General features: G+C 49.3%; 12 protein-coding genes. 5 read left to right on the top strand and 7 right to left on the bottom strand.

All coding sequences use genetic code 11. From position 1 onward, the window contains the following. Positions 1-339: 339 nt before the first annotated feature. Both LL947_RS00060 and LL947_RS00055 read left to right on the top strand, forming a co-directional pair. Positions 340-1,164, top strand: coding sequence for a glycosyltransferase family 2 protein (locus tag LL947_RS00060; protein ID WP_499833572.1), 825 nt, complete (start codon positions 340-342; stop codon positions 1,162-1,164). Continuing rightward, positions 1,161-2,057, top strand: coding sequence for a glycosyltransferase (locus LL947_RS00055; protein WP_499833571.1), 897 nt, complete (start codon positions 1,161-1,163; stop codon positions 2,055-2,057). Before LL947_RS00060 ends, LL947_RS00055 begins: the two co-directional genes overlap by 4 nt. Positions 2,058-2,213: 156 nt before the next feature. Here the strand turns inward: LL947_RS00055 and LL947_RS00050 are convergent, their stop codons facing one another. Both LL947_RS00050 and LL947_RS00045 read right to left on the bottom strand, forming a co-directional pair. Further along, a complete protein-coding gene (locus LL947_RS00050) occupies positions 2,214-3,443 on the bottom strand; it encodes a hypothetical protein (RefSeq protein ID WP_499833570.1) in 1,230 nt (409 codons plus the stop codon). 54 nt (positions 3,444-3,497) lie between these two features. Then, positions 3,498-4,505 (bottom strand): NAD-dependent epimerase, encoded by a 1,008-nt coding sequence (locus LL947_RS00045; protein ID WP_290823287.1) that lies wholly within the window; start codon positions 4,503-4,505, stop codon positions 3,498-3,500. Between the two features lie 382 nt (positions 4,506-4,887). Between LL947_RS00045 and LL947_RS00040 the strand changes: the two genes are divergently transcribed. Beyond that, complete coding sequence (locus LL947_RS00040; protein WP_499833569.1) at positions 4,888-6,549, top strand: sulfatase-like hydrolase/transferase; 1,662 nt, start codon at positions 4,888-4,890, stop codon at positions 6,547-6,549. Here the strand turns inward: LL947_RS00040 and waaF are convergent. Further along, positions 6,536-7,573: a lipopolysaccharide heptosyltransferase II gene (gene waaF, locus LL947_RS00035; RefSeq protein ID WP_499833568.1), complete on the bottom strand. Its 1,038-nt coding sequence runs from the start codon at positions 7,571-7,573 to the stop codon at positions 6,536-6,538. The two genes, LL947_RS00040 and waaF, sit on opposite strands and share 14 nt — an antisense overlap. Before the next feature lie 139 nt (positions 7,574-7,712). Here waaF and glyQ point away from each other — a divergent pair, with 139 nt between their 5' ends. Beyond that, on the top strand, positions 7,713-8,672 hold the full coding sequence (glyQ, locus tag LL947_RS00030) for a glycine--tRNA ligase subunit alpha (protein WP_499833567.1): 960 nt from the start codon (positions 7,713-7,715) through the stop codon (positions 8,670-8,672). Further along, complete coding sequence (gene glyS / locus LL947_RS00025) at positions 8,672-10,738, top strand: glycine--tRNA ligase subunit beta (RefSeq protein ID WP_499833566.1); 2,067 nt, start codon at positions 8,672-8,674, stop codon at positions 10,736-10,738. Before glyQ ends, glyS begins: the two co-directional genes overlap by 1 nt. A 380-nt stretch (positions 10,739-11,118) precedes the next feature. Here glyS and gyrB read toward each other — a convergent pair whose 3' ends face one another. The 4 genes from gyrB to dnaA form a co-directional block, all read right to left on the bottom strand. After that, positions 11,119-13,539, bottom strand: coding sequence for a DNA topoisomerase (ATP-hydrolyzing) subunit B (gene gyrB, locus LL947_RS00020; protein ID WP_499833565.1), 2,421 nt, complete (start codon positions 13,537-13,539; stop codon positions 11,119-11,121). An 88-nt stretch (positions 13,540-13,627) separates the two neighbouring features. Beyond that, positions 13,628-14,752 (bottom strand): DNA replication/repair protein RecF, encoded by a 1,125-nt coding sequence (gene recF, locus LL947_RS00015; RefSeq protein WP_499833564.1) that lies wholly within the window; start codon positions 14,750-14,752, stop codon positions 13,628-13,630. Positions 14,753-14,876: 124 nt separating this feature from the next. Then, positions 14,877-15,980, bottom strand: coding sequence for a DNA polymerase III subunit beta (gene dnaN / locus LL947_RS00010; protein ID WP_290823280.1), 1,104 nt, complete (start codon positions 15,978-15,980; stop codon positions 14,877-14,879). Positions 15,981-16,003: 23 nt separating this feature from the next. After that, positions 16,004-17,470 carry a chromosomal replication initiator protein DnaA gene (gene dnaA, locus LL947_RS00005; protein WP_499833563.1) on the bottom strand — a complete coding sequence of 489 codons (1,467 nt, stop codon included), beginning with the start codon at positions 17,468-17,470 and terminating at the stop codon, positions 16,004-16,006.

The following is a 17,470-nucleotide window of genomic DNA, read 5'->3' as shown; positions in this document are numbered from 1 at the left end:
GCCGCATATTGCCCGCGTCCCGAATCAAGTGTTTAAGACAGTAGCCAAAAATAAATCGTAACTAAATAGCTCATAAATTCTTGCCCGATACAGGCAGAGGTTCGGGATATTTTATTGGTCAAAGTCTGACTTTACAGCACCAATTAAAATGACAGGGGTTAAAAAAAGCAATGTTATCATAAGCGTATATAAAAAGAATCAGCGCAAGTGTTTCACCAAGGTTCAACATTAAGAATCAATATGATATATTAGAACATATTTTATTTACAAGATAATGATAAAAAGCTAAAGCTAGGTTTTTTTTGACAACCCTCATCACGGGCTGAATCAGGAAAGAAAATGAAACTATCAGTTATTATGACGACTTATAACTCACCGGTCTGGCTTGAAAAGGTATTATGGGGCTACAGTGTCCAACAGCATAAAGACTTCGAAATCATTATCGGTGATGATGGTTCAAGTGAAGAGACACGACAGGTAATTGATCGATTACGCAACGAAACGAATTTGCTAATAAAACATGTGTGGCAAGAAGACAAGGGTTTTCGTAAATGTCGCATACTCAATAAGTCTATTCGTCAGGTAGATTCGGAATACGTAGTTTTCACTGACGGAGATTGTATACCACGGTCTGATTTTTTAAAAGTACACGCGCAAGAGGCATGTCCTGACACTTACTTATCGGGTGGATACCATAAATTACCTATGAGTACGAGCAAAGCAATTACTCGTGAACACATCACCTCAGGTAAGTGCTTTAATATTGATTGGCTGAAAGAACACGGGCTGAAAAAGAGCTATAAAAACAGCAAACTTACCGCTGGTCAGATCAAAGCAAAAATTTATAACAAACTAACACCAACCTCTTGTAACTTTAAAGGATCTAATGGCTCTGTTTGGCTTAAAGATATTATCAACGTCAATGGGTTTGACGAAAGAATGCCATGGGGTGGGCTCGATCGAGAATTTGGTATAAGGCTTGTAAATTCAGGGGTCCGTCCAAAACATGTTCGCTATAATGCTATCGTCATTCATCTAGATCATAAACGTGGATATAAAGATCCTGAATTAGTAGCTGAAAACAAAGCACTCAGAATTAATTCAAAAAAGAATAATATCAAACAGACACCTTGCGGTTTAAGACAACTTGAGGAAATAAAATGATTTTTTGCGTATTCTCTTTTAACAGAGGGCGTTTTCTACAAAACTGTATATCTTCAATAGAAAAGTGTGCTCCAAATCACACAGTCGCTATATTTGATGACAATAGCGATGACCCCGAAACAATTGAAATACTGAAAGAAATTAAAAAAAAGTATATGGTTTATCAGCCTGATGAAAATATTAATTCAAGACATCACCTGGGAGGGCTGTATGGAAATATGCAGAAAGCATTTGAGGCATATTCAAGTGCTGAACTGCTTTGCTACCTACAAGATGACACCCAACTAGTAAGACCTATTGATGAAGAAGATATAATTGAGATTAAAAGAGCATTCGCAAGTTCACCTTCTTTAGGATTTATCAGTCCATGTTTTATACGTGGAATAAATCTTACAAAAGGAGCGCAATACTCATATAATAAAGATCTCAACCTTTACTTCAGAGAGAATTCAAAGCGTAGTTCAGGTACATATTTTTCTGCTCTACTGATAACAAAACCAGAACGCCTTATTACTGCACAATGGTCCTTTTTAAGATCAGAACCCGCAAATAATAGCGCAGCAGAAAAAAGATTCTCAAAATTAGGGTACCTCTACGCTCCATTTGCAATGTGGCTTCCTGAAGTACCTGCTTATCGAGGAAAAAAGAAAACCATTGCCCTGAAAATAGCAGAAAAGAAAAGAAAGTGCGGTTACTATCCTTTCATGCCACTGACTAAACAAGAAGCAAATAATCTAAAACACAGACCTCATGAAATCCTGCCTATTGCTGAAGATTTTCTACATTGTGTACAGTACGAACCACCAAAGCCTTGGTCATATAATCCACTGACTAGAACTAGCTTCCTAAAAAAGTTCAACCAGCTTGAAACAATAGCAAGACGGTATTTGTGATGATAATTACAAAAAACAATGGTAAGTATTGTAAAAACCAAGATTTTTAAGCAAGCTATATACTGGCTTTATGATCATTTGTAAAAAATTTGTAATAAAACTTTCTTAAAAAAATTTAAAGCGTTATTTAAACAACTTTACACTTAGAAGCCCAGGCTACTTGCGAATTAAATTTGAGCACAGTTCATAAAACATTTTGGCCACGGATTCGGGTTGATAAGCTTTCATCTCGGAGAAATTTCTTTTTAACTTAACGTACCTTTTTTTGTTCACCCACTCAACTATTGCATCCGCTAAATCCTCAGGTAAAGGTTCCACGAATTTAACAACTTTACTAATTTCTCCTTTAATTATGTACTCAGACGTTATGATAGAAGGTTTTCTATACAAAAGAATATCGTTTTCAATGCCTGACATCTTACTTTTACCGTATATTTCTCTATATTTTCTAAACCGGGTCTGAACTTCTATTGGCGCCAATATAAAATCAACTTCAGAGATGATGTCATTAAATTTCTTTTGTGAAATATAGTCATTACTATATTCTAGAGAAAACCTATCAGACTCAAGAGACTTTAAATTTTCAATAATACGGGAGGCTTGCTTACCACTTGCTTTCCCAAGCAACACCAGACGAACAGGATAATGCAGTCTATTAATACAGATTTTTAGCGCGTCATAAACAAGATTATAATTTTTTCTTGTGCTATCTACTTTACCCGTAATTGCTATAGTTATACGTTCATTTATTTTTTTATCTATAGAAACCTCAGCATTTCCGAGAAAACCAAATGGCATAACAGGTGGCAGTATTCTATCGTTATTTACCCAACCTTTACCTGAAACATAATCAGTTATTGCTTGGTTAGGAAACATGAAGTAGTCAATCTGACTAAGAAACCTCTCTCTATTTCGCCATTCGCCAGAAATCCAAACCTTTCTTACCATATGTGAAAATATGGCAGGAAAGTTTAACATCGGCCGATAAAAATGGCTGGACGGTGCAAGATCCGCGTGAGAGTTATGAATACGAATGATTGCCGGTGCCTTAATGGGTATGTTACATAACTCAGACCAAAAATGCCTTACTGTATTAAAGTAGAGTATATCTGCTGACTCAAAAACAGAATTCATGCTTTCTATGAATGAATTTATATTTTCGTTATCATTTTTGCAAAACACAGTTAACTGGCTTATTTCGTCTAGAGCTTTTCTATCAATTTGCTGTAGCACTTCTGGCACTGTGATTAAAGAAATTTTGAAGCTCTCAAGCTCAAGCACCCTTATAAGGTTACATATGAGCTCGCTGTGGTGATGAAACTCAATAACAACAATATGGATTACCGGTTTGTAATAGCTATTTCGTAATTCAACTCTTGTATTCATAATATTTTCTTTATTACAGAATATTTCATTATGATTTTGGTATTAATCAGCAAATCAAACACAATAAAAGTCCCGATACCAGGCCACAAACTTTGCTACGCCATCCTCAACGCGGGTGGCAGGCTGGTAACCAAACTGTTCAACCAGATCCTCCACATCCGCATAGGTATCCGGCACATCACCGGGCTGCATGGGCAACAACTGTTTGTTGGCGTTGATACCCAGCGCACCCTCCAGGGCAGCAATATAATCCATCAGCACAACAGGCTCCTGATTGCCGATATTGTAAAGACGCCAGGGAGCCATACTGGTGGCCGGGTCCGGGGATTGGCCTGACCACTGAGGGTTGGGTTGCGCAGGCTTTTCCAGTACGCGAATAATGCCTTCCACAATGTCATCAATATAGGTGAAATCGCGCCGATGCTGACCAAAGTGATACACCGGGATGGTTTCTCCGGCTAAAATCGCTCGAGTGAATTTGAAAAGAGCCATGTCAGGGCGTCCCCATGGGCCATAGACTGTAAAGAAACGCAGACCTGTGGTCGGAATGCCATACAGGTGACTGTAACTGTGCGCCATGGATTCATTGGCTTTCTTGGTCGCTGCGTAAAGGCTTATCGGATGGTCGACAGTGTGATGGGTAGAAAAGGGCATCTCTTCATTGGCGCCGTATACACTGGAACTGCTGGCGTAAACAAGATGATCGACGGCCTGTTGTCGGCAACCTTCAAGGATATTGCCGAACCCAGTCAGATTGCTGTCAATATAGGAAGCAGGGTTCTCGAGTGAGTAGCGCACGCCTACCTGGGCGGCCAGATGAATCACACGGCTGAAGGAATACCGCCGAAATACATCTGCCATTGCTTCCCGGTCTGCTACATCGATGCGCAGATGTGCATAGCCGCTATGACCAACAAGACGTGACACCCGCGCTTCTTTCAGTTCGGGATCGTAATACGCATTATGATTGTCCAGACCGACAACACTCTCGCCATTTTCAAGCAAGCGCTTCACGACTGCAGACCCAATAAATCCTGCCGCGCCAGTCACCAGAGTAGTCAAATGGATGCTCCATAAACGTTAAAAAAAAGCTCAAACGAGCAGTCACAGGTTTATAATTCTTGCACAATCGGCCTTCGACGGCACTTCTCTTCTTTCATGACAACGCATTCTGGCATATCTGACGGTTTCTCTTAACCGCTGAGGCATCATTTCCAGGCTAAAGCGCAAACAGAATTCATCGATCCCGTTCAGTGTGTGTAGTTCCCCGCCTTGACGCGCTTATCCAGCGTAGTGGGTGACTGATCTGTCCTGGCCGCACACCCCCTTCATCGCCCGCCAGGCCCTTTCTCATGGTAAGCTTTCACTGTATTTAACAGCCATGCCGTGAGAAGCATTGGCATAGGCTGAGTAGCCATTTGAATCCTAGCTATGTAGGAGCCCCATGCCCCGATTCAAACTTCCGCCACCTGGCACCTGGTTACCACTCGTTATTATCGGTATCGGGCTGGGCTATGCCATTGTCATATTGACCCGGTTACCCTGGTGGTCGTTTGCGTTTGTAGCCATCGCCTTTGTCTGGCTTGGACGCCGTCTGGGAAGCGGGCAGCCATGCTATCGTCGTTATCGCAAGCTGACTCCGTGGTCATTGCTGCCACTGTGCCTTTGGGGCTTGTACATTTACCTGGCTGACAGCTTCGGAGATGTGGACATCGGAGCTGTTTTTTACCATCTCCAGGCAGGCATGGAAGACCATGGAGGCTCGGGGCGACTCGTGGCAGCAGTTCTGTACACCCTGACCATGCTGGCAATGCTGATCTCAATCACCTGGCTGGCACGCAATGATTGGCGCTGGCGACGTTCAGAACCCTTTCTCGCCGTATTGTTGCTGGCTACGAATCCGCTGCTTTACAGCCTCGGCCAGCGCGGTGCGGTGGTGGTGGCGGATGACCATGGTTGGCTGGAAAGGCGTTATATCACGCCTGAGATTTCTTCACAGTCTTCGCCTCCCAACCTGCTGGTGTTATACCTGGAAAGCATTGAGCGCACTTATAGTCATCCTGTCTTTGGTGATGCCTATGCAGATCTCGCCCATCTGGGTGAAGAGGGCCTGGTATTTGAAGGTGTCAAGCAGCTTGATAATACCGGCTGGACAATGGCCGGCATGATTGCCAGCCAGTGCGGAGCCCCCTTGATGCCTGCCGGACTCCTGCATGACCGACAGTTTGAGCCCCTTTCATCGGTGGTACCCGGGGTTGAATGCCTGGGCGACCTGCTCAGTGCACAAGGCTATCAGCTAAGCTTTCTGGGCGGTGCCAGTACCGAGTTCGCCGGTAAAGGACGTTTTTACAGCGATCACGGGTTTGAGAATGTCTTCGGTTTTAAGGCGCTACAGAGCCGTCTGGAAGATCCCGAATACGTCAATGACTGGGGGCTTTATGATGACACCCTCTATGACCTGACAGTGGAAGAGATTGAACGCATGGAAAGCCAGTCTGACCAGCCTTGGGGGGTCGTTAACCTGAGTATTACCGGTCATGCGCCCAACGGATATCCAGCCCAGAGCTGTGTTGAAAGACAAGGCGCATGGGATGAGATTGATATCCTGTATTCTGTGGAATGTTCGGCCTGGCTGGCGCGCAACCTTGTTGAACGCCTCGAAGCAGGTGGTCTGCTTGATAACACCGTGGTAGCGATTCTCAGTGATCATCTCACCATGCGCGTTTCAGTGTGGGATGAGCTGACCACTCTGGATCGGGACAATACGTTTATTCTCTTGGGTACCGATCAGGCGCCACAGCGTATATCGCGCAGTGCTTCCACCATGGACATTTTTCCGACCCTGCTGGATGCGCTTGGTTATACTCCCAATGACTCACAGGCAGGCCTGGGCGTTTCTCTGCTCAGTGATGCGGAAACACTGGTTGAGCGTCACGGGGTTCAATCTATCAATGAACGTTTACATGCAGAAAGCGAGCTTCAGGAGCGACTCTGGGAAGGGCTGGCGCCTCAAAGGTCGTCAGAATCCGACAGCCGACCAGGCACAGAGTCACAGGTACTCGAAACCCCGCAGGACACTCCGGAAGAACATCCTATTGCGCATTAAACCTCACTGGACGTGGCGTGGCGCTAACAGCCGTATAGACACTCTCAACGTCCAGGTTCTTCAAGCAGTTTGTGTGGCCCAGCGGGCATTCACGCTGAAAGCTGGGAGAACCTTCCAGTGCCTGATAGTGAATCTGTGCGTTGGCAGTCAAGGGTGGCGTGCAGGCAGGTGATGAAGAACAAACAGCATGCACCCGAGTACCGACTGCAGCGGCAACGTGCATCAGCCCCGAATCGTTGGTCACCATCTGGACACAATCCGCCAAAAGATCAACGGCATCCGCAAGGCCCGTCTTGTCACACAGATTATGGGTATGCAGCAACCCTTGGGCAATCGCATCACCGACCACTTGATCCTTGGGGTCACCGAAGATACGCACCTCATAGCCGTCATTCACCAGACGCTCTGCCAGCTGATGAAAATTGGCCGGTGGCCACTGCTGGGCAGAGCCGCATTGAGTTGCAGGCATCAGGCCGATCGCGGGCCGCGAAGACAGTTGATGGGCAATGCGTAGATTGACCAGATTATCGCGATCAATCGTCAAGCGCGGGCGTGGAATGGCAAACTGACCCGTACTGACTTCGTCCTCCGGCAATCCTAATGACACAAAACGCTTCACCGTCTGGTCAAGCACCAGGTTATCGAGTCTGCGACGCTCGTTGAGCACGCCATAGCGTTGCTTACCTAAAAAGCCGATACGCTCAGGAATACGCGCCAGAAATGGTATCAGAGCGGCCTTCCAAGAATGCGGAAGTACTATTGCGCGGTCATAGCGCCCTTTAAGCTTGGCAGCCAGTTCACAGCTTGATCTGATATCGAACTCATCATACCGAAGGCCTGACGACCATACCTCATCTACCTCTGGCATGCGCGCCATAATCGGTTGGGACCACGCAGGCGCCACTACACCCAGCGTCGCCTCCGGTTCACGCTGTTTCAGGGTGATGAATAGACTTTGCGCCATGACAAGTTCTGCCAGACAGCTTGGACCCATGACCAATAGCCGCTTTACAGGCTCATTCATTCATCACGTGCTCCGAAGTACGAAAAAGGATGGGCATGGCTTAACTGACAGTACCGGATATTGTATGTGCCTATAACCTGCCTGCGAGTAATTGTATACTTGACGCTCTTTGAATTCATGGCCAATGGTGCTTTTTCCGATGAGTGATTCAACCCCTAGCGCGGCACCTGATGTGTCGACCTTTCAAGGACTAATTCTTGCCCTGCAGCAATATTGGGCAGAGCAAGGTTGTGTTGTGCTACAACCACTGGATATGGAAGTTGGCGCGGGTACCTTTCATCCGGCCACCTTTTTGCGCTCCATTGGTCCTGAAACCTGGAATGCTGCCTATGTTCAGCCGTCACGCCGCCCTACTGACGGCCGCTATGGTGAAAACCCTAACCGCCTGCAGCATTACTACCAGTTCCAGGTGGTAATGAAGCCATCACCGGCCAACTTTCAGGAGCTTTACCTGGGCTCATTGAAGCGTCTGGGGCTCGACCCCCTGGTGCATGATATCCGCTTTGTCGAAGACAACTGGGAATCCCCTACTCTGGGCGCCTGGGGCCTGGGATGGGAGATCTGGCTGAACGGCATGGAAGTCACCCAGTTTACCTATTTCCAGCAGGCAGGCGGCATTGAGTGCTTCCCTGTCACCGGTGAGTTGACCTACGGCATCGAGCGGATTGCCATGTACCTGCAGGACGTGGACAGCGTCTATGATCTGGTATGGACCGTCGCACCGGATGGCAGCAAGGTCACCTATGGCGACGTTTACCTTCAGAACGAGCGGGAGCAATCCACCTATAATTTTGAATATGCCGACGTTGAGCAACTGTTCAAGGCCTTTGACCATCAGGAACAGGAGTGCGGCAAGCTGCTTGACGCCAAGCTACCGTTACCCGCTTACGAACAGGTGCTGAAAGCATCTCATACCTTCAACCTGCTGGATGCCCGTCACGCCATCTCAGTGACCGAGCGTCAACGCTTTATCCTGCGGGTACGTACCATGGCGCGCAATGTTGCCCATTCCTATTATGACTCACGCAAAGCCGAAGGTTTCCCCATGGCGCCAGAGGCCTTACGGCGTGAACTATTGGCCGATCTGGGAGACGCATAATGGCTGTTAATACGCTTCTATTGGAACTTGGCGCAGAAGAACTTCCGCCCTCGGCGCTGGATACGCTGTCAGATGCCTTTGCCAATGGCATTCAGCGCGGCCTGGAAGACGCCGGTGTCGCCTTTGATAACGTCATCGCCTATGCCACCCCACGCCGCCTGGCCGTCCAGGTGCGCGAACTGGCCGAGAAACAGCCGGACCGTAACGTGGAGCGCCGCGGGCCAGCCCTGGCCGCGGCCTTCAAGGATGGCCAACCCACCAAGGCCGCTGAGGGCTTTGCGCGCTCCTGCGGTGTTACGGTTGATCAGCTGATCCACCTCGAAACCGATAAAGGTACCTGGCTGGGTTATCACGAACAGCAAGCCGGTGAGACCGTTCAGGCTTTACTGCCAGAGATCGTGCGCAAGGCCATTGGCGGGCTACCCGTACCCAAGAACATGCGCTGGGGGGCCTCACGGGTTGAGTTCTCCCGACCGGTTCACTGGTTGGTCGCCCTGTATGGCAGTGATGTCATTGCCGCTGAAGCCCTGGGCCTTGAAGCCAGCCGCACCACCTTCGGCCACCGCTTCCACGCCCCGGATGCCATCCAGTTGGCTCATGCAGATGACTACCTGGCAGCGCTTGAAGATGCCTATGTACTGGCCGACCGCGACAGGCGCCGGGAGCGAATTCGTGAACAGGTCCTGTCTGAGGCGGAAGTTCAGGAAGCCACCGCCGTGATTGACGAGTCACTGCTGGCAGAGGTCAGTGGCCTGGTTGAATGGCCCGTTGCTCTGACCGGCAGCTTCGATGAGCGTTTCCTGGAAGTGCCTGCCGAATGTCTGATCTCTTCGATGAAAGCCAACCAGAAATACTTCCACCTGGTCGATGACAGCGGCCAGCTCAAACCGCTGTTTATCACCATTGCCAACATCGAAAGCCAGGATCCGGATCAGGTTATCCAGGGTAACGAAAAGGTCATTCGACCCCGCCTGGCTGATGCTGCTTTCTTCTATGAAACAGACCGCAAGCGCACCCTGGCCAGCCGTATTCCCATGCTGGAAAGCGTTGTCTTCCAGCAGAAGCTGGGCACCCTGGCGGATAAGGCGCGCCGTACAAGCACCATTGCCCAACTGATTGCCACTCAGATTGGCGGTGATCCGGCTTTGGCCCAACGCGCCGCCGAACTTGCCAAGTGTGACCTGGTCACTGAAATGGTATTGGAATTCCCTGAACTGCAGGGCATTATGGGCCACTATTATGCCAAACAGGATGGCGAACCCCACGAAGTAGCAACAGCGCTGGAAGAACAGTACCTACCTCGCTTTGCCACCGATGATATCCCACATACCTCGACCGGCAAGGCGCTGGCGCTTGCTGACCGCCTGGATACCCTGGTAGGCATTTTTGGGATTGGGCAACGCCCAACCGGCGCCAAAGATCCCTTCGCTCTGCGCCGCGCCTCTATTGGTGTGCTCAACATCCTGATCAAGGGCGAGCTGAATCTGGATTTGCGCGAGCTGTTCGCCTGTGCCGCTGAGCAACATGATGATCTTCCCAAAACAGAGGGCCTGGTAGAGGATGTATTGACCTATGTGATGGATCGCTTCCGCGCCTGGGGTCAGGAAGAAGGTATCAGCGCTGAAATGTACCTTGCTGTTCGTGCCCGTCCGGTTACCAAGCCCCTTGATTTTGCCCGCCGCCTACGTGCGGTAAAAGCCTTTGCTCAGCGTGAAGAAGCAGCCGCCCTCGCCGCTGCCAACAAGCGTGTTTCCAACATCCTGACCAAGCAACCTCATGAGGGTAGCGCCCAGGTAAATGCCAGCCTGTTGAATGAAGAGGCTGAACAGAATCTTTACCATGAAATTACCAATCGGCGGGAAAGTGTTGCTCCGCTGCTTGCAGGGGGTCATTACATGGAAGCTCTCGACACCTTGGCAACACTACGCCGACCAATTGATGACTTCTTTGATCAGGTAATGGTGATGGCAGACGACACTGCCGTGCGTAACAATCGCCTGGCATTGTTGGCCAGCCTGCAGGCGTTATTCCTTGAAGTTGCCGATATTTCTGAACTGCCTCAGTAATACGCTGACGCATTAAGTTTATATATGCTAATCGAAAACCCGGCTATGCCGGGTTTTTTTATGTCTTACTCACTGACGATGTTTCACGTGAAACACTGAACCGCGTCATGCCAATTTATGCGAAAAATTGCTCATATCGCTTACTACAACCTAGGGCAAAGCAGGCAAACACAGGTAAAAGGCCCAAGGCCTGGAGCAGGCAAAATCTTTGATGATCTCGCGGCCTTTGCTGACTGGTTACTGACTCTTCATGGATAAAAGCAAAACGCCGCCGAACCCAATGGTTCAACGGCGTTTTCGATTGCGTAATCTACTTTAAATCAGAGAGGCAGACGATGTTTCACGTGAAACATCGTCTACTTTCTCAGGCTCATTGCTGACTATATATCAAGGTTAGCAACAAGCGCGTTGGTTTCAATAAAGTCGCGACGCGGCTCAACCTCGTCACCCATCAGGGTATTGAACATCATATCAGCGGCTACGGCATCTTCAATGGTAACCCTGAGCATACGCCGGCTGTCCGGGTCCATGGTAGTTTCCCATAGCTGGTCCGGGTTCATCTCGCCCAGCCCTTTATAACGCTGTACAGAGAGGCCTCGCTGCCCTTCCTGCATTAGCCAGGTCAACACATCAGCAAACTGCCTGACGGGTTTCTGGCGCTCACCTCGAGCGATATAGGCGCCTTCTTCCAATAGACCATTCAGCGTTTCACCCAAAGCTACCATGGCGCGATAGTCAGCACTTTCAAAGAAATCCAGGCCCCAGATATAGTCTGTGGTGACACCATGAGCAAGCAAAGACACGGTGGGTAGAAAAAGGCCGCGCTCAGTATCTTCCTTAAGATGGAAGTGATAGCGAGGCCCGCCCTCATAGGCAACCTGATCATCCATGGCTTTCTGCAATTCTGCAATCCAGTTCTGCATGGTCAGGTTATCTTTCAGGCTTTCTTCACCCATAAGCCCGGACGCATGCACCACCTGCTTTAGCACCTCGATAGGATAAACCCGAGACAAGCGATCAATGCGCTTCATCACACCACGATATTGAGTCACCAGAGCTTCCAGCTGAGAGCCGGCAATACCAGGCGCATCCGCATTGACATGCAAGCGAGCGCCATCTAACGCGGTAGATGTCAGGTAATCCACCATGGCCTGTTCATCCTTGAGATAAAGCTCCTGCTTGCCCCGCTTGATTTTGTACAGCGGCGGCTGAGCAATAAACACATGGCCACGTTCAATCAGCTCTGGCATCTGCCGGAAGAAAAATGTCAGCAACAGGGTACGGATATGTGAACCGTCCACATCCGCATCGGTCATGATAATAATTGAGTGGTAGCGTAGCTTGTCCGGGTTAAATTCTTCCCGTCCAATACCACAGCCCAAGGCCGTAATCAGCGTTCCCACTTCAGCTGAAGACAGCATCTTATCAAAACGTGCCTTTTCGACGTTGAGGATTTTACCCTTCAGCGGCAATATGGCCTGTGTCCGACGATCACGTCCCTGCTTGGCACTTCCTCCGGCAGAGTCACCCTCGACCAGATAGAGTTCAGAAAAGCTGGGATCCTTTTCCTGACAATCGGCCAGCTTTCCAGGTAGCCCTGCTATATCCAGTGCGCCCTTTCTACGCGTCATATCGCGCGCCTTGCGCGCGGCTTCGCGGGCGCGGGCAGCATCCAGCATCTTGTTAACGATGGACTTGGCTTCGTTTGGCTTTTCAATCAGGTAGTCAGAAAACAACCGCCCCATCTCTTGTTCTACAGCTGTTTTAACCTCACTGGATACCAGTTTTTCCTTGGTCTGGGATGAGAACTTGGGGTCAGGCACCTTGACAGAGATAATTGCCGTTAACCCTTCACGTGCATCATCACCTGACGTATTCACCTTGGATTTCTTGAGCAGGCCTTCCGCTTCGATATAGTGATTGAGCGTACGTGTCAACGCAGCACGAAAACCCGCCAAGTGGGTGCCACCGTCCCGCTGGGGAATATTGTTGGTATAGCAGAAGATACTTTCAGTGAAGGTATCGCTCCACTGCATGGCAACCTCCACCTCGACACCATCTTCGCGCACGGCATTGAAATGGAACACAGGGTTGAGCACAGTCTTTTTACTATTAAGGTGGTCGACAAATGCTTTAAGGCCACCTTCGTAATGGAAAAGCTCTTCTTTGCCGCTGCGTTCATCCATCAGCCGAATAGCGACACCTGAGTTCAGGAATGACAACTCACGCAAACGCTTGGCGAGAATATCGTAGTGAAATTCGATATTGGCAAACGTATCAGTTGAGGGCCGGAAATGAACCTTGGTACCACTTTGCTCCGTTTTACCCACTATAGAAAGTGGTGCCTGTGGCACACCGTGGTGGTAGATCTGTTCGAACACGTCACCTTGGCGCCAAATCGTCAATCGCAACTCTGATGAGAGTGCGTTGACAACCGATACCCCGACCCCATGCAGGCCACCCGAGACCTTGTAGGAGTTATCATCAAACTTACCACCGGCGTGAAGCACCGTCATGATGACTTCGGCGGCTGATACACCCTCTTCTTCATGCAGCTCGGTGGGCACACCTCGACCATTATCGCTAACGCTGATAGATTCATCAGGATGGATGATAACGCGAATTTCGCTGCAGTGACCTGCCAAGGCTTCATCGATGGAGTTATCCACCAATTCAAACACCATGTGGTGTAAACCTGTCCCGTCATCTGTGTCGCCGATATACATCCCTGGACGTTTGCGAACTGCGTCCAGCCCTTTGAGCACTTTGATACTTGATGAATCGTAAGCCTGCTCGCTCATTGACCACTCCATCGTGAATTCTGTCTTGTCCGTCTCACCGAACCGCCTGGTTTCACTTTTGCCTGGTGATTTACGTATCTCGCAAAGTTCACTGCCCAGTTTCATTTAGCTGGCCTAACAATGAGTGCACTCCCCCATTCTGCTCGGCATGTTTCACGTGAAACATCTTCACTTCAGTATCGGAAAGCCATTGACTCTGTAAGGCGGTTGGTTCGACGCTCGTTATAAATGCCTGACATTGAATAGATTCAAGAAGTTGACAAAACCGCTGGCGGTGTTGCTCATCCAGTTCAGCTGGCAGATCATCAATCAGGTACACGCAATGCCTCTTGGCCGTTCTTTCCAGAAATCGACCTTGTGCCAGCTTAAGGGCACTCACTACTAACTTTTGCTGACCTCTGGAAAGCACCTCAATGGCTGGCTGCTTGTTAATCTTTATTCTCAGGTCGGCGCGCTGCGGGCCCTGCTGAGTAAATCCCATCTGCTCATCCGTTGCACGACTTGATGCCAGGACATCCGCCAATGGGCGATTTTTATCCCACCCTCGCGCATAATGGAGCGTCAAGCCTTGTAACGATAATAATGATTGCAAGGTTTCTTCAAACACCGGCAAAAAATTGCTAAACCATTCGCGACGTTGCTGGTCGATTCTTTCACCGCTGTTTGCCAGCTCTTTCTCCCATACATCAAGCTCGTCAGGTTGTATTCTACCACGCCTGAGAAGCGCATTCCGATGTTTCAGTGCTCGCCTCGCCCGTTTCCAGACACTGAAAAATTCATGTTTCACGTGAAACACCCCCCAATCCAGAAACTCTCTTCTTCCGGCAGGTGGGCCTTCAAGCAAGCGGAATGCATCCGGGTTGATGAGTTGCAGTGGCATTATTTCAGCAAGTTCAACCAGACGAACCTGTTTGCGGTTTTTAATACGCAGCTCTAATTCGCGTTGTTCACGTAGGCGACGAACACCCAGGGTAGTTGCCTGATCGTCATGGAGCCGAGCAAACAATGTCATTTCAGAGACGCCTTGCTGGATGACATTCTTTAGCTGACGAGTACGAAATGAACGCCCCAGTCCGAGGATGTGGATTCCTTCAAGCAGACTGGTTTTACCACTCCCGTTGACACCACTAATGATATTGATCCGGCTTGAGGGAAAGGCAGTAACCGGCTGGAGGTTCCTTATACCATGAAAATTGAGCTGCTGGATGCTCATCAGAGACGCAACCCTGTGGAGGTGCTATTGGCAGGCATGATTACACAGACAGCAGCCACCATGAAGAAGTGGCGCCGCCGAATCAAAAATACGATGATGAATGGAAAAAACGCCAAGCCAATCACTACAGACGCATTGGCATAACAACATACAGGGCATCACCACCACCGGGCTCTTCCATCAAAGCGCTGCTGTTTGAATTTGCCAGCGTCATTTGCATGCGATCTTCATTCAATACCGAAAGCACGTCGACGAGATAACCGACATTAAAACCGATTTCCATCGCGGCACCATTGTATTCAACCGCAATATTTTCCTCAGCCTCTTCCTGCTCAGGGTTGTTTGCCATGACCTTGAGGTTGCCGGGTTCCAGGTAGAGCCGCACGCCCCGGTATTTCTCATTGGAAAGAATGGCTGTGCGCGACAGCATCTGGCGCAGATCCGCGCGTTCAGCAAGGAGTACCTTGTCGCCGTTACGCGGTACAACCCGTTCGTAATCAGGGAACTTGCCATCAATCAATTTGGACGTAAAAGTGAAATCACCGGTATGTATACGCACATGCGTTGAGCCCAGCGTCAAACTGACCGGCTCGTCGCTGTCATCCAGCAAGCGAGATAGCTCAAGAATACCTTTACGCGGCACAATCAACTTCTGTGACTGCTCGACAACAACCTCTACCGAACGTGAACACATCGCCAGACGATGCCCGTCAGTGGCAACAGCACGCAGCAGGTTGGTCTGTATTTCCAGTAGCAGCCCGTTCAGATAATAGCGTACATCCTGCTGAGCCATGGCAAATGCCGTCGAATCTATCAGGTGTTTGAGCGTGCCTCTTGGAACGCTTAATTCCTGACCTCCTTCCGCTTCTTCAATACTCGGGAATTCTGCCGCTGGAAGCGTAGAAAGTGTAAAGCGTGAGCGACCACTACGTAATACCGCTCGACCCTCTTCGACAGCCAGTTGAACCTCAGCCTGTTCGGGCAGCGATTTACAGATATCCATCAGCTTACGGGCAGGAACAGTCGCGGCTCCTTCCTGTTCAACAGCACTGGCGACCGTGCGCCCTATCAGTTCAACCTCAAGGTCTGTGCCCGTCAAGGCGACTTGATCACCTTCGATTTCAATGAGTACATTCGAGAGGACAGGTAACGTTTGGCGACGCTCAACCACGCCGGCTACCAGTGTCAGTGGACGCAGCAACGCCTCTCGGGAAATGGAAAATTTCATTAACGCTCCAGATTAAACGGTAATTAGCTGGTCAGCAGACGCAACAGGTTTTTATAGTCCTCGCGGATATCCGCATTCTCTTCCTGTAGAGCTTTTACCTTACGGCAAGCGTGCAACACAGTGGTGTGGTCACGCCCACCAAAGGCGTCGCCAATCTCCGGCAGACTGTGATTAGTAAGCTCTTTGGCCAGTGCCATCGCCACCTGACGCGGCCTTGCAACAGAGCGAGAACGCCTTTTGGACAGCAGATCGGCAACCTTGATTTTGTAATATTCTGCCACTGTGCGCTGAATATTATCCACACCCACCTGCTTGTCCTGGAGAGCCAAAAGGTCTTTCAGCGATTCGCGAATAAAGTCCTGAGTGATGGTCTTGCCCATAAAGTGTGAGTCAGCAATCACTTTTTTCAGGGCCCCTTCAAGCTCACGGACGTTGGAGCGAATTTTCTGGGCGATAAAGAAGGCCGCATCATGAGGAAGATCGACTTTCGATTGATCCGCTTTTTTCATCAGAATAGCCACACGGGTTTCAAGCTCGGGTGGTTCAATAGCCACCGTCAGTCCCCAGCCAAAGCGTGATTTCAAACGTTCTTCAACGCCACTGATTTCTTTAGGATAACGGTCAGAGGTGAGAATCATCTGCTGCCCACCTTCCAATAAAGCATTAAACGTATGGAAAAACTCTTCCTGAGAGCGCTCCTTGCCAGCAAAGAACTGAATATCATCAATCAAAAGAGCATCAACACTCCGGTAGAAACGCTTGAAGTCATTGATGGCATTCAATTGCAAGGCTTTGACCATATCCGCGACAAAACGCTCTGAGTGCAAATACACCACCCGCGCATTTTCACGCCGCTCAGCGAGCGCATTACCCACCGCATGCATCAGGTGGGTTTTACCCAAACCTACACCGCCATATAAAAACAATGGGTTATAAGCCCCACCAGGGTTTTCTGATACCTGACGTGATGCCGCTCGCGCCAATTGGTTGGATTTACCTTCAACAAAGGTTTCAAACGTAAAGTTAGGGTTAAGGCCACTCGTGTGTTTCAGACTGCCTTCAACCTGCACCTGACGCTCACCCGCGCGTTTGGAAGCAGACTCCTCGCGTAATTGATCAATTTCGCGATCATCGTTCATATGAGTGCGTGAAGACGTAGCAACAGAGGGTGACGGTGGCCTGTTGGATGAGGCTGAGACAGGAGTGCCCAGCTGACGCGGTTGCGGTGCGGCAGCCACCACGCGCCGGCTACCCACTGTCAGACTTACCTTGGGCGGCTTTGCCGGTGCAAGCTCTCTAACTAACTCACTGATTCTCTTCGCATATTTATCATTGACCCAATCACGTACAAACCGGTTAGGTGCTAAAAGACACAGCTCATTGGATTCGCCTTCCTCGGCCTGAAGAGGGCGGATCCAGGTGTTGAACTGCTGCGAATTCAGCTCGTCCTGCAGATAATCGAGACATTGCTGCCAAAGCGCGAGAGACAC

It is taken from the genome of Halomonas sp. BLK-85 (assembly GCF_044792155.1).
In the GTDB taxonomy this organism is placed as follows: Bacteria; Pseudomonadota; Gammaproteobacteria; order Pseudomonadales; family Halomonadaceae; genus Vreelandella.
The sequence above is the reverse complement of the archived record's forward strand: the minus strand, read 5'-3'. Positions and strand labels throughout refer to the sequence as shown.

Excerpts from the sequence above, each read along its gene's own strand:
- LL947_RS00055 (WP_499833571.1), top strand. The coding sequence starts at position 1,161 with ATGATTTTTTGCGTATTCTCTTTTAACAGAGGGCGTTTTCTACAAAAC.
- gyrB (WP_499833565.1), bottom strand. The coding sequence starts at position 13,539 with ATGAGCGAGCAGGCTTACGATTCATCAAGTATCAAAGTGCTCAAAGGG.
- waaF (WP_499833568.1), bottom strand. The coding sequence starts at position 7,573 with ATGAATGAGCCTGTAAAGCGGCTATTGGTCATGGGTCCAAGCTGTCTG.
- glyQ (WP_499833567.1), top strand. The coding sequence starts at position 7,713 with ATGAGTGATTCAACCCCTAGCGCGGCACCTGATGTGTCGACCTTTCAA.
- LL947_RS00040 (WP_499833569.1), top strand. The coding sequence starts at position 4,888 with ATGCCCCGATTCAAACTTCCGCCACCTGGCACCTGGTTACCACTCGTT.
- glyS (WP_499833566.1), top strand. The coding sequence starts at position 8,672 with ATGGCTGTTAATACGCTTCTATTGGAACTTGGCGCAGAAGAACTTCCG.
- recF (WP_499833564.1), bottom strand. The coding sequence starts at position 14,752 with ATGAGCATCCAGCAGCTCAATTTTCATGGTATAAGGAACCTCCAGCCG.
- LL947_RS00050 (WP_499833570.1), bottom strand. The coding sequence starts at position 3,443 with ATGAATACAAGAGTTGAATTACGAAATAGCTATTACAAACCGGTAATC.
- dnaN (WP_290823280.1), bottom strand. The coding sequence starts at position 15,980 with ATGAAATTTTCCATTTCCCGAGAGGCGTTGCTGCGTCCACTGACACTG.
- LL947_RS00060 (WP_499833572.1), top strand. The coding sequence starts at position 340 with ATGAAACTATCAGTTATTATGACGACTTATAACTCACCGGTCTGGCTT.